At 60.8% G+C, this 12,422-nt stretch carries 13 protein-coding genes; 5 read left to right on the top strand and 8 right to left on the bottom strand.

The window, feature by feature from the left end; genetic code table 11:
* Positions 1 to 28 precede the first annotated feature (28 nt).
* Positions 29 to 454 (bottom strand): YbjN domain-containing protein, encoded by a 426-nt coding sequence (locus OJHNALOF_RS08760; protein WP_094199477.1) that lies wholly within the window; start codon positions 452 to 454, stop codon positions 29 to 31.
* 177 nt (positions 455 to 631) lie between these two features.
* Between OJHNALOF_RS08760 and OJHNALOF_RS08765 the strand changes: the two genes are divergently transcribed.
* Both OJHNALOF_RS08765 and OJHNALOF_RS08770 read left to right on the top strand, forming a co-directional pair.
* Positions 632 to 1,495 carry a universal stress protein gene (locus OJHNALOF_RS08765; RefSeq protein ID WP_165661767.1) on the top strand — a complete coding sequence of 288 codons (864 nt, stop codon included), beginning with the start codon at positions 632 to 634 and terminating at the stop codon, positions 1,493 to 1,495.
* Positions 1,496 to 1,615: 120 nt separating this feature from the next.
* Positions 1,616 to 3,208, top strand: coding sequence for an ABC-F family ATPase (locus OJHNALOF_RS08770; protein WP_165661768.1), 1,593 nt, complete (start codon positions 1,616 to 1,618; stop codon positions 3,206 to 3,208).
* An 80-nt stretch (positions 3,209 to 3,288) separates the two neighbouring features.
* Here OJHNALOF_RS08770 and OJHNALOF_RS08775 read toward each other — a convergent pair whose 3' ends face one another.
* Positions 3,289 to 4,143 (bottom strand): universal stress protein, encoded by an 855-nt coding sequence (locus OJHNALOF_RS08775; protein WP_165661769.1) that lies wholly within the window; start codon positions 4,141 to 4,143, stop codon positions 3,289 to 3,291.
* Between the two features lie 311 nt (positions 4,144 to 4,454).
* On the opposite strand from OJHNALOF_RS08775, the gene OJHNALOF_RS08780 reads away from it, so the two are divergent.
* Positions 4,455 to 4,646, top strand: a complete 192-nt coding sequence (locus OJHNALOF_RS08780) for a hypothetical protein (protein ID WP_094199473.1) — start codon at positions 4,455 to 4,457, stop codon at positions 4,644 to 4,646.
* Between the two features lie 36 nt (positions 4,647 to 4,682).
* Here OJHNALOF_RS08780 and OJHNALOF_RS08785 read toward each other — a convergent pair whose 3' ends face one another.
* Genes OJHNALOF_RS08785 through arsS form a run of 4 tightly spaced genes read right to left on the bottom strand, consistent with a single transcriptional unit; the run spans position 4,683 to position 7,729 of the window.
* Positions 4,683 to 5,498, bottom strand: coding sequence for a sterol desaturase family protein (locus OJHNALOF_RS08785; RefSeq protein WP_165661770.1), 816 nt, complete (start codon positions 5,496 to 5,498; stop codon positions 4,683 to 4,685).
* Positions 5,482 to 6,108, bottom strand: a complete 627-nt coding sequence (locus OJHNALOF_RS08790) for a TIGR04282 family arsenosugar biosynthesis glycosyltransferase (RefSeq protein WP_165661771.1) — start codon at positions 6,106 to 6,108, stop codon at positions 5,482 to 5,484. Before OJHNALOF_RS08790 ends, OJHNALOF_RS08785 begins: the two co-directional genes overlap by 17 nt.
* Positions 6,105 to 6,761 (bottom strand): TIGR04283 family arsenosugar biosynthesis glycosyltransferase, encoded by a 657-nt coding sequence (locus OJHNALOF_RS08795; protein ID WP_165661772.1) that lies wholly within the window; start codon positions 6,759 to 6,761, stop codon positions 6,105 to 6,107. The genes OJHNALOF_RS08790 and OJHNALOF_RS08795 overlap by 4 nt, the downstream gene beginning before the upstream one ends.
* Positions 6,758 to 7,729: an arsenosugar biosynthesis radical SAM (seleno)protein ArsS gene (gene arsS, locus OJHNALOF_RS08800; RefSeq protein WP_094199469.1), complete on the bottom strand. Its 972-nt coding sequence runs from the start codon at positions 7,727 to 7,729 to the stop codon at positions 6,758 to 6,760. The genes OJHNALOF_RS08795 and arsS overlap by 4 nt, the downstream gene beginning before the upstream one ends.
* Positions 7,730 to 7,899: 170 nt before the next feature.
* On the opposite strand from arsS, the gene mtnK reads away from it, so the two are divergent.
* Positions 7,900 to 9,102 carry an S-methyl-5-thioribose kinase gene (mtnK, locus tag OJHNALOF_RS08805; RefSeq protein ID WP_094199468.1) on the top strand — a complete coding sequence of 401 codons (1,203 nt, stop codon included), beginning with the start codon at positions 7,900 to 7,902 and terminating at the stop codon, positions 9,100 to 9,102.
* A 215-nt stretch (positions 9,103 to 9,317) separates the two neighbouring features.
* Here the strand turns inward: mtnK and OJHNALOF_RS08810 are convergent, their stop codons facing one another.
* Together OJHNALOF_RS08810 and OJHNALOF_RS08815 are read right to left on the bottom strand one after the other, a co-directional pair.
* On the bottom strand, positions 9,318 to 10,172 hold the full coding sequence (locus tag OJHNALOF_RS08810) for a universal stress protein (protein WP_094199467.1): 855 nt from the start codon (positions 10,170 to 10,172) through the stop codon (positions 9,318 to 9,320).
* A gap of 25 nt (positions 10,173 to 10,197) precedes the next feature.
* Positions 10,198 to 11,682: a SulP family inorganic anion transporter gene (locus tag OJHNALOF_RS08815; protein ID WP_094199466.1), complete on the bottom strand. Its 1,485-nt coding sequence runs from the start codon at positions 11,680 to 11,682 to the stop codon at positions 10,198 to 10,200.
* 333 nt (positions 11,683 to 12,015) lie between these two features.
* Here OJHNALOF_RS08815 and OJHNALOF_RS08820 point away from each other — a divergent pair, with 333 nt between their 5' ends.
* Positions 12,016 to 12,417, top strand: a complete 402-nt coding sequence (locus OJHNALOF_RS08820) for a phosphate-starvation-inducible protein PsiE (RefSeq protein ID WP_094199465.1) — start codon at positions 12,016 to 12,018, stop codon at positions 12,415 to 12,417.
* Positions 12,418 to 12,422 lie beyond the last annotated feature (5 nt).

A 12,422-nucleotide genomic window follows, 5' to 3' on the forward strand; every position in this document is an offset into this window, starting at 1 on the left:
GTGGTTTTTTACTGTGCATTCTGCCGGCTTAATGCACAGCGGCCGGCATTTTCTGCGGTTCGTCCTGCATCAGGTAGCCGACTTCGCCCAGCTCCTGCACCAGCTGGTGGGTGGCCATCATGGTTTGTTGCACAATCCACTGGAATTGATGCTGCTCCAGTCCGGCCTGGGTATGCAGGTAGTCGGCCACGATCAGCCGGGGCAGGTTGTCATCGACGATATCCACAAAAATCTTGAGGCTGGGGTAGTTCATGTTCAGCCGGCCCAGATCGGCCACCAGACTCAGCAGGGCGGTGGGTCGAATTTCCACCTCTGTGGTGAGAATGGCGTCTTCATGCTCCACGAACAACCGGCTTTCCAGCACGCCGTCCAGCCCCTGCAGTTCGGCAAGGTGAATGCCATGACAGTTTTCGCAAATGTAGTGATCAATGTGGCCGGCAACCAGCCAGCGCATGGCGATTTCTGCTGTTAACACGTGATGTCCCGATAAAATAAAGCCAGAAGGGGCAGCATTGTAAACCAAAGCCGGTGTGCGGCAAAACCGGACGGCCTGGTTGCTTTTTATGCGAAAAAGGGGAAAGCTGCCATCAGGGCCCAAAGCGGGGCCGTGCAACACAAAAAGGGTAACAATATGAAGATATTGCTGGCAGCGGTGGATCTGGAAGCAGGCTCCCACAAGGTGGTGGCACGGGCGGCGGCCCTGGCTGCCCAATTGCAGGCCCGGTTGCATCTGGTGCATGTCATTGACGAAGCCATGGTGCTGTATGAACCCATGGTGGAAATTTCGGTACGGCGCCGGCTGCAGCAGGGGGCCACCCAGGCACTGCAGCAGCTGGTTGACGCCCTGCCTGCCGGGCAGCGTGACAACATTGAGCGTCATGTGCTGCTGGGCAAGCCACCGCACACCCTGGCCCGCAAGGCCACCGAGCTGAAGGCGGATCTGCTGCTGGCCGGTCGCCATCACCTGGAGCCGGTGCAGGAGCTGTTTCTCGGCACCACGGTCGAGCGGCTGTTGCGTCACTGTACCATGCCGGTGCTGGTGGTCGGCCAGGGCGGCGATCGGCCCTATGAAAAGGTGGTGGCCGCCACCGACTTTTCCCGCAGCTCCCACCATGCCTTGCAGGCCGGACTGGCGCTGGCGCCCGAGGCCGGTGTGACCCTGGTGCATGTGTTTGAGCCGCCCATGTTGCTGGGGTTTCTGCGCCACGAGCCCATGCACACCGACAGCCTGATGGCGCATCAGCGCACCCGCATCGAGCAGGAAGTCAGGGAAGAGATGTCCCACTTCATTCCCGCCGATGATCAGGGCCGCATCAGTACCCGCATTTTGTCGGGAGAAGTGAAAAAGGCCATCACCTCCGTGGTTCACGACAGCAGCGCCCAGCTGCTGGTGCTGGGTTATCACGGTCGTCAGGGCATCAGCCGCTTGCTCATCGGCAACCTGGCCATGAGCTTTCTCAGCGCGCCTCCCTGCGATGTGCTGGTGGCCCGGTAACCCGAAAACTGATTGATTCCTGAACAACCCTTTGAACTTTCTGGCGGCCGCCGGTATCCTTGGCGGCCTTCAGGGTTCGCCTTCTGCGTTTTCCTTCTTTAACCACAGCGAGTTTGTTTCTTGATTTCCACCAATAACATCACCATGCAGTTCGGCTCCAAGCCGTTGTTTGAAAACATTTCCGTCAAGTTTGGCGACGGCAACCGCTATGGCCTTATCGGCGCCAACGGTTGCGGCAAGTCCACCTTCATGAAGATTCTGGGCGGCGACCTGGAGCCCAGCGGCGGCAACGTGAGCCTGGACGTGAACGAACGTATCGGCAAACTGCGTCAGGATCAGTTTGCCTACGAGCACGAGCGGGTGCTCGACGTGGTGATGATGGGGCATGCCGAGCTGTGGGCCGCCATGCACGAGCGTGACAGCATTTATGCCAATCTGGAAGCCAGCGACGAAGACTATATGCGTGCCGCCGAGCTGGAAGGCCTGGTGGCCGAATACGACGGTTACACCGCCGAAGCTCGGGCCGGCGAACTGCTGCTGGGCGTGGGCATTCCCCTGGAGCAGCATAACGGCCCCATGAGCGAAGTGGCGCCGGGCTGGAAACTGCGGGTGCTGCTGGCCCAGGCGCTGTTTTCCGATCCGGACGTGCTGCTGCTCGACGAGCCCACCAACAACCTGGACATCGACACCATTCGCTGGCTGGAAGGCGCGCTGAACGAGCGCAACAGCACCATGATCATCATCTCCCACGACCGCCACTTTTTGAACAGTGTCTGCACCCATATGGCGGATCTGGACTACGGCGAACTCAGGGTCTATCCGGGCAACTACGATGACTACATGCTGGCCGCCACCCAGGCTCGGGAGCGGCTGCTGGCCGACAACGCCAAGAAGAAGGCGCAAATTGCCGAGTTGCAATCGTTTGTGTCACGCTTCAGCGCCAACGCGTCAAAGGCCCGCCAGGCCACCTCTCGGGCCAAGCAGATCGACAAGATCAAGCTGGAAGAGGTCAAGGCTTCCAGCCGCCAGAATCCCTTTATTCGCTTCGAGCAGGACAAAAAGCTGTATCGCAACATTCTGGAAGTGGAAGGCCTGGCCAAGGGCTATGGTGAAGCGCCCCTGTTCAAGAACCTGAGCATGATGGTGGAAGTGGGCGAGCGCATCGCCATTCTGGGTACCAACGGTATCGGTAAATCGACCCTGGTGAAAACCCTGGTGGGTGAGCTGGCACCGGACAGCGGCAATATCAAATGGTCGGAAAACGCCAGCATTGGTTACTATGCCCAGGATCACGCCGTTGATTTCGACACCGATCTCACCGTGTTTGAGTGGATGAGCCAGTGGCAACAGGAAGGGGACGACGAGCAGACCGTGCGTTCGGTGCTGGGTCGGCTGCTGTTCAGCCAGGACGACATCAAGAAAAAGGTGGGTGTGCTGTCGGGCGGCGAGCAGGGCCGCATGCTGTTTGGCAAGCTGATGATGCACAAACCCAATATTCTGGTGATGGACGAACCCACCAACCACCTGGATATGGAGTCCATCGAGTCGTTGAACATGGCACTGGAAATGTATCCGGGCACCCTGATCTTCGTGTCCCACGACCGAGAGTTCGTGTCGTCCCTGGCCACCCGCATCCTGGAGCTGAGTGAAAACGGCATTCGCGACTTCAGCGGCAGCTACGACGACTACCTGCGCGAGCAGGGCGTGCTCTGACCACGACTCCATCAGCGCATTAATCCGCACGAAAAAACGCCGGGCACTTGCCCGGCGTTGTTATGAGTGGCGTATGAATATCAGCGCAATACCAGCATGGGTTTGTGGGATTCCTGCAGCATCAGGTTGGTAATGCTGCCCAGCAGCCACAGGCGAATGCGGGAATGGCCGTAGGCCCCCATGACCATCAGATCGATGTTCTGCTTCTCCTGATAGGCCAGCAGGTTTTGCTTCACTTCCCCCTGCAGCAGGGCCGCGGTGGCCTGCAGGCCGGCGTCTTCAAGCCGCTGGCGTGCCGCTTCCAACTGGGTTTGCTTCTCTTCGCTGGCGCCGGCCACCATCACCACATGGCATTCCAGGCCCGTGAACAGGGGCGAGCTGGCAATGTATTCCAGCCCCTTGCGGGTGGTGTCGCTGCCGTCAAAGGCGATCATGATACGTTTGGGCTGGGCGTAGTCGCCGTCGGTCAGCAGCAGTGGCTTGTCGGTGGTGCGAATGACCTGCTCCACATGCCCACCCAGGCGCTCCGGGTTGTCGTCTTCATTGTTGCCGCGCCGGCCCAGCACCACCAGATCGGCATAATCGTCATACTGCTCCAGCACGTCCACCAGACGGCCTTCGCGAGAAATGGTGCGGGGTGCCGAGTAGCCGGCCTGCTGCACGTGCTGGCTGGCCTGACTCAGGATCAGCTTGCTTCGCTCACTGGCCAGCTCGGCCCGCTTTTTGTCGAGATCGGCCAACTCGGCCTGAATCTTGTCCTGGGCGTTCAGGCTGGCGGTCGCCCCCATGTTATACAGCAGGGTGGGCTCTGGCTTGGGTAACACATTCAGCAGTACCAGGGAGGCAGAAAGGCGCTGTGCCGCCCAGGCCGCATAATCACACACGCAAGTGGTATGTTTGGAGCCGTCGATGCCGGCCAGTACATTGGTGCTCATTATTCGTTTCCCCTGAAATAGGTGATTGACATCAAAGGCTTGTGGGGGCTTGGCAAGCACTGTATCACAGTTCGGCAAAGAGAACAGATGGCGGCAAGGGCGGGGGAGGCTTCATTGATTTAGAGCAAGCGGTTATGAAAATGTCCGTTCTAAATGCGTAATTCTTATTAAATTAATTGCAATAAAATCGGTGGATGCCAAGTCTAATGGATAATCGTCGGTGTCATCCGGCGCAGGGGGACTTCCCCAAAAAATCGGGCCGGTCAGACAAGGCAGACCCAGGCTTCGATAACGTAGACAGGAGATGTACCATGAAGACGTTCACGTCAGTCATGCTTGCCGCTGTTTTCGCGCTGAGCATGGTGCCGCTTCATACCAGTGCCACCATGGCCAGTCAGCCCTTTGCCGACAACCTTGCCTCCAGGGGTGACGGAATAGATAACCGCAAGTGTATGATTATGAAAAAACAGGGTAAAAAGCTGCCCGGTTTCTGCCAGCCCTGATCCAGGCTGAAGTCATACACATAATTGCAAGGAGCCTCAAGGCTCCTTTTTAGTGCGCGAAGCCGCCCGGAACGGTTGTAGCAGCAAGGGCAACAGCCGCTGTTCGGCCGGGCCGCGAAACTGTTTCAGGCCCAGTCTCATGCCCTGGTGGCCGTCTCGAGGCTGGGCCCGGTAGCTGCCGAACAGGTGATCCCACCAGCTCAGGTTGAAACCAAAATTGCTGTCGGTTTCCGCGACATGTACGGAGTGATGCACCCGGTGCATGTCGGGGGTTACCAATACCCGTCGCAGTGCGGTATCCAGTCGTGTGGGCAGCCAAATATTGGCATGGTTGAACAGTGAAGTCGCATTGAGCAACACCTCGAACACCAACACCGCCAGGGGCGAGGCGCCCAGTGCCACTACGGCGGTCAGCTTGATGGCCATCGACAGCAATATCTCCAGCGGATGAAAGCGTACTCCTGTGGTGGCGTCGAGCTCGGTATCGGTATGGTGCATGCGGTGCAGACGCCACAGCAGCGGTACCCGGTGAAACAACCGGTGCTGCCAGTAGATGAGACAATCCAGGGCCAGCACCGCCAACAACAACGACAGCCAGCCGGGCAGGCCGAGCCAGGGCAACAGGCCCCAACCATGTTGCTGTGCCAGCAAGGCCGCGCCCACCGCGGCCAGGGGAAACAGGGCTCGTACCAGCAGGGTGTTAAGGGTGGTCAGCAGCAGGTGCCGAAGCCAGCGCGGCCCGCGGGGCTGCTCCCGTGGGCGGCGGGGAGAGGCAGACTCCCACAGCATCAACGCCAGCAGCAGGCCAATAAAGCTGCCCAGCCGCAGCCAGGGTTCACATTCGTTCAGCATAATGGTTCATCCAGCGACCGGGCAGTTGCAACAGATCCCCCGGCTCGTCTATGTCCTGCAAGGTTTCTCCCTCGTGCCAGTGCCAGCTCAGGGCGTCAAGCCGTTGCCGAGTAAGGGAGGCAACCTGAGAAGTACTCCAGGGTATATGTTCAAACAGCGTTGGGGAAAAGCGGCGCAGCCCGAGCAGGGCATAGCCGCCGTCGCGGGTAGGATGCAGCAGCGCATCGCACCGTGCCAGCCGTATCGCCGCCGTTTGCAGCAGATTGACACACAACTGCGGGCAGTCGGTGCCCACCAGCATCACCGCATCCTGTTGCGCCAGGCCCCGTTGTGCAGCCCGAGCCATGCGGGCACCGAGATCGCCGTCACCCTGATCACTTTGCACCAGGCCTGCGGGCAATGAAAAGGCACGCCAGTCGGAGTGGCCGGGGGCCGGGCTCATGCACAGCTCTACCGGGCCGAGCTCGGCGGCCAGGCAGTGTGTCAGGGTGCCGTCCAACATGGTTGTTGCCAGCTGTGCGGCGCCTTTGGCCCCCAGTGCCGGCTCCAGCCGGGTTTTGGCCCGGCCGGGCAGGGGCGCCTTGGCGAATACCAGAATACGGATGTTCATCGGTACAACTCCACCAGCCGGTGCGGGTCGGCCCCGCGCCAGTAGGCAAAGCGCAGCCGCCACATCAGCCAGATGGTACGCCAGACTCCATGCTGCGCCCAGCGTCGTCCCGAGGTGCACACCCGCTGGTGCAAACAGGCCGGCGCCCCCCATTGCTTGAGTCGTTTGCTGAGCTCGATGTCTTCCATCAGCGGCTGATCGGGAAAACCACCAATCGCCTCAAAGGTATGTCTGTGCAAAAAAATGCCCTGATCCCCGGTGGCGATGCCGCTCAGGCGCGAGCGCAGGTTCATCAGCCGGGCAATCATCGCCAGCATGGGATGGCGGCCGGTCAGCCGGACGTCAAACCGGCCCCAGTGATGATGCATCAGTGCGTCGGCGATCAACTGCTCTGCCCGCGCGGGCACCAGGGTGTCGGCATGCAGAAACAGTAACTGCTCGCCGTGCGCGCCGGCCGCGCCGGCGTTCATCTGCCGGGCCCGCCCCGGGGGCGAAACGATCACTCGGGCGCCCAGCCGGGCGGCCAGTGGCGCAGTGCCGTCGCGGCTGCCGCCGTCCACCACAATGATTTCGCAGCCCTTGGGGAGCGCCGCCAGGGTGGCAGGCAGGGCGACGGCCTCGTTCAGGGTGGGAATGATAATGCTCAGGGTCATGAATGGGGCTCGTGATCCAGGGCGCCGCCGCAGCTGCTGCCCTGGCCGGCGGTGCAGCCGTGACAGTGGCCCGCCACGCGAATCGCGCAGCCTACATAATCCGCTTGCAGCAGGCTTTTCAGGTGGGGGCGACCGTCACCGGCCAGGGCCAGGCCGAGCTGCTGATTGAAATCGCAGTCGTAGAGGTAGCCTTGCCAATCCACGCTCACCAGGCTTTTGCACATCACACCGGCGAGGTTGTCGGCACTGAAGTTGTCCTTCAGCAGCTTCATGTAATCATGAAACTGCCGCTTGCTGATGAGGTAATCGCCAAAACGCTTGATGGGCATGTTGGCCAGGGCAAAAAGGTGGTTGAACTCAATGCCGAAATGGCGGTGCAGTTCAGTGCGGTAGGCGGCTTCCAGCTCGTCCTGAGGGGGAGGCAGGCTGGGCCCTTGCGGGTTGTATACCAGATTCAGCACCAGTCCTGAACCGGGCTTGCCGTAGCCCAGTGCGTTCAGCCGTTGCAGGGCAATAATGCTTTTGTCAAAGCTGCCCTTGCCGCGCTGACGATCGACGTTTTCCATGGCGTAGCAGGGCAGTGACGCGACTATTTCCACTCGGTTTTCCGCCAGGAACGCCGCCAGATCCTCGTACCCCGGTTCCAGCAATATGGTGAGATTGCAGCGGTCGATGACCTTGACCCCGAGCGCGCGCGCAGCCCGCACCAGGTTGCGAAAGCCGTCGTGCATTTCCGGGGCGCCGCCGGTCAGATCCAGGGTACCGATGCCCCTGGCCTGCAGCACCCTGGGGATCAGGGCCAGGGTGTCGGCATCCATCATTTCGGTACGGTGGGGGCCGGCGGCCACATGGCAGTGCACACACTTCATGTTGCACAGATAGCCCAGATTGACCTGCAGGGTGTCGAGGCGTTCCCGGCGCAGGGGGGGAAACGCGGTCAGATCCAGCAGCGGCAGGGTGTCTCGCATGGGTAACTCCGTTTAAACACAGCATATTTATATAGTGGCGCGGCCAGGCCGGTTTCTTACAAAAAGGTAGCAGCGGAATTAAAAAAGGCTCATATGAACCATTTTCTTTGTAAAGCCGGCATCTATAGTGGAGGCTAGCGGCAGCATCCTTATTCCGGCGGAGGAACACCATGACGGGCTATCACGAGTTTTCCCTGAACGACGCCATCGATTTTGCGCGACGTCACTATGGCGGGTTTGACGGCACTACCGCACTTGCTGTCGAAGAAATAGGAGACGGCAACCTCAACCGAGTATTTCGAGTGACCGCTACCGATGGGCGGGGGGTGATCGTCAAGCAGGCTCTGCCCTACATTCGCTGCATCGGCGAGGGCTGGCCATTGACCCGGCACCGGGCCGCGCGGGAAGCGCAGGTGCTGTTGCGCCACGGCAGGCTCAGCCCAGAGGGTACCCTGGCCCTGTTGCACCATGACGACGCGCAGTCGGCCCTGTTGCTGGAAGATCTAAGCGGCTGGCGTGTCTGGCGCCAGGCCCTGCTTGTCGGCGACAACACACGAGGGGTGGCCGCCGCCCTGGGCCGGCACCTGGCCAAGGTGCTGTATGGCACTTCCGATTTCGCCCTGCCCTCGGCGGACAAACGGGTTGAGGTGGCCCGGCTGGCCAATCCGGAATTGTGTGCGACCACCGACACGGTGTTTTTCAATGATCCTTACCAGGATCACGAGCGCAACCGGGTGCCGACCGGGCTGGAAGCCGACGCCGCCGAATTGTGGAGCGACCGGGCACTGAAGCACAAGGTCGCCGGCCTGCGGCTGCGGTTTCAGTGTGATGCTCAGGCGCTGCTGCACGGGGATCTGCATACCGGCTCGGTGTTTGTACGGGAAGGCGAATGCCGCGTGTTTGACGCCGAATTCGGCTTTTACGGCCCCATGGGCTTTGATGTGGGACTGGTCGTGGCCAACCTGTTGCTGAACTTCTGTGGCTTGCCGGGATGGCGACAGGCCAGGGCGGCGGAAGAGGCCCGTTTCGCCCGGGTGGAGGACATTCGCGCGCTGTGGAAGGGGTTTAGCGAGGCATTTGTGGCACAGGCCGGCGGTACTCAATCTCCCTTGCTGAGTGAGCCGGGATTCGTGGCCGATTTTGTGCAACGGGTATGGCAGGACACGCTGGGCTTTGCCGGCACCGAGCTGATTCGCCGTACCATAGGCGTTGCCCATGTGGCGGATCTGGATGATATTCCCGACGATAACGGCAGAGAAGCCTGTCAGCGCCGGGCGCTGTGGCTGGGCCGGCGGTTGATTATGGAGGCGACCACCCTGAGCCCTCTGGGCCTGTGCAGCTGGCTCAGACGCATGGCGGCGGAAGGGGAGTAAAGAGCCGGAATCAGCGAGAACAGGGAGGGGCAACAACAACCGTCATCCCTGCTACGGTGGTCATCATTCCCACGGCTTCTTTTGTCGTCATTCCCACGAAGGTGGGAATCCAGAAACGCGGCGCCGGACTGTGGAATTGTGCCGCTTCACACATGGACCCCCGCCTTCGCGGGGGTGACATATTATGCAAACCGGCACGGTGAGTGACGTCAGCGTTACCGCAAAACCAGCAGCGGCACCTGGGAATCCCGCATCATGGCGGTGGTGGTGCTGCCCACCAGCCACTGACGAATGCGGGAGTGGCCGTAGGCGCCCATGATCATCAGATCCATGGCATGCCGTTGCTGGTAGCCGGTCAGGGCCTTGTCGGCTTCGCCGGGCACAATGGTGGTCACCGCGGCGATGTCCGCCTGCTCCAACAGCTGTTGAGCCCATTGCAGCTGGGCACGATTGTCGTCGGTATCGGCGCCGGCCAGCACCAGGTGTAGCTCCAGCTCCTTGAACAACGGACTGGCGGCCAGCATTTCCACGCCCTTGCGGGTGGTGGCGCTGCCATCAAAGGCCAGCATCACCTTTTGCGGCGCGCGAAATTCCCCCAGGGTCACCAGAATGGGCCGATGCAGGGCGCGGATCACCTGCTCTACATGGCTGCCCAGGTGAGCATGGGCCGAGGCGGAGGCTTCGCCGTGGCGGCCCAGCACCAGTAGCCGAGTGGTGGGCTCGAGCTCCACCAGGGTGTCGACCAAGGCACCATGGCGCTGCAGGGTTTCGGCCTGCTCAATGCCGTTTGCCTGGGCGCGTTCCTGCGCCGCGGCCAGCATCAGCCGGCCCTGCTCCTTGGCCAGCCGGCCGCGTTTTTCATCCAGCTCGGCCAGCTCGGCCAGCAGTTGCTCCTGGCTGCCCAGGCCAATGCTGCCACTCAGGTTGCCCTGCACCGGGGCGGACTCTTTATCGAGCACATGCACAAAGGTGAGCGGGGCCTCGAGGCGTTGACTGGCCCAGCCGGCCCAGTCGCACACCGATGCCGCATGGCCGGAGCCGTCGATACATGCCAGTACTTGTTCCGTCATTGTTGTTTCTCCGTTGCAGGGGACATCAGTGGCCCATCAGCTTTTCTACCGCCTTGGGGTCGTTGTGAACAGCAAAGCGGTCAACAAGTGTGGCACTGGCCTCATTCAGGCCAATAATTTCCACTTCCGTGCCTTCCCGCTTAAAGGTGAGCACCACCTTGTCGAGGGCGCTGATGGCGGTAATGTCCCAGAAGTGGGCACGGCTCAGATCGATGCGTACCCGGTCCAGCACTTCCTTGAAGTCAAAGGCGGCCACAAACTGCTCGGCGGAGGTAAAAAACACCTGGCCCACCACCTGGTATTCTCGCGTGCCATCGGCGGCTTTGTCTGAACCCACATAGAGGATCTGGCCCACCTTGTTGGCAAAGAACAGGGCGCTGAGCAGCACGCCCACCAGCACGCCCCAGGCCAGGTTGTGGCTGTAAACCACCACGGCCACGGTGGCGATCATCACCAGGCTGCTGCTCTTGGGCAGGGTGTTGAGATCACGAATGGAGGCCCAGCTGAAGGTACCGATGGAAACCATGATCATCACCGCCACCAGGGCGGCCATGGGAATTTGTGATACCCAGGGGCCGAGAAACACCACCAGGATCAGCAGCACCACACCGGCCACCAGGGTGGACAGTCGGCCGCGGCCGCCAGACTTAACGTTGATCACCGACTGGCCAATCATGGCGCAGCCCGCCATGCCGCCGAGCAGGCCGGTGCCGATGTTGGCCAGGCCCTGGCCCTTGCATTCACGGTTCTTGTCACTCTTGGTGTCGGTGAGATCGTCCACTATGGTGGCGGTCATCATCGACTCCAACAGGCCGACGATGGCCAGCGACAGCGAGTAGGGGAAGATAATGGCCAGGGTCTCCAGGTTCAGCGGCACGTCGGGCCACAGGAACACCGGCAGGGTGTCGGGCAGCTCGCCCATGTCGCCTACGGTGCGCACGTCAATGCCAAAGGCAATGGCGATGATGGTCAGGCTGACGATGCACACCAGGGGGGAAGGCAGCAGCTTGCCCACCACCGGCACCAGCGGCAGCAGGTAGATGATGCCGAGGCCGGCGGCGGTCATGGCATACACATGCCAGGTGACGTTGGTCAGCTCCGGCAGCTGGGCCATGAAGATCAGAATGGCCAGGGCGTTGACGAAGCCGGTGACCACGGAGCGGGACACAAAGCGCATCAGCTCGCCCAGGCGCAGGTAGCCAATGATGATCTGCAGCAGGCCGCACAGCAGGGTGGCGGCAAGCAGATATTGCAGGCCGTGCTCTTTTACCAGGGTGACCATCAGCAGCGCCATGGCGCCGGTGGCGGCAGAGATCATGCCCGGCCGGCCGCCGGCAAAGGCAATCACCACTGCCATGCTGAACGAAGCATACAGGCCAATTTTGGGGTCAACGCCGGCGATAATGGAAAAGGCGATGGCTTCCGGGATCAGGGCCAGGGCGACCACCAGGCCGGCGAGCACATCGCCGCGCACGTTGAAAAACCAGGTTTGCTTGAGACTGGATAACATGGTGTGGGTTCCAGGTTGGGGTAATAACAGTCCATGCCGGGCCGGTGCTTGGGACATGGGGTTCAGGTTGTAAACGGGTACACCAGAACGCTCGCAGCTAGCGAGCAAAAGACACCGCAAGGCGCGGCGAAAGCGGGGATCCGGGGCTAGGGTGGCGTAACGCCGCTATGCAAAAATTTCATAAAAGTGTAGTTTTTTATAAGCTTCATTGACGAGGCAGGCAGTATTATAGGTGCCTGCCTGTCCGGTAACAAGGCCGAATCCCGGCACCGGTTTGGCGAAATACCGCGGTGGGTGACTTGAACGTACTGTATCCAAAAGGAGCTAAGTTGAATGAGTAACAACAGAATGCTGGGCAGCCGGGCGCTGGATGCCTTGCAGCATGTCGGCCTGATTATTGTGGCCATTGCCACCGTGGTGGCGGTGGGCATAGAAGTAAACACCATGTGGCGGGCCAGGACGGTTACCTTGGCAGATCTGCTGCTGATGTTTATCTACCTGGAAGTGCTGGCCATGGTGGCTATCTACCTGCGTTCAGGCAAGCTGCCCATTCGCATTCCGCTCTATATCGCCATCGTGGCCCTGGCCCGTTACCTGATCCTCGACATGAAGGGCATGGACAACTGGCGGCTGATCACCGTGGCCGGTGCCGCCCTGGTGCTGGCGCTGGCCATTCTGGCCATTCGCTTTGGCCACGTAAAATACCCCTACGACAAGGACGAAGGCGGGCACTGATGGCA

It is taken from the genome of Oceanimonas sp. MB9, assembly GCF_011319775.1.
In the GTDB taxonomy this organism is placed as follows: domain Bacteria; phylum Pseudomonadota; class Gammaproteobacteria; order Enterobacterales; family Aeromonadaceae; genus Oceanimonas; species Oceanimonas doudoroffii.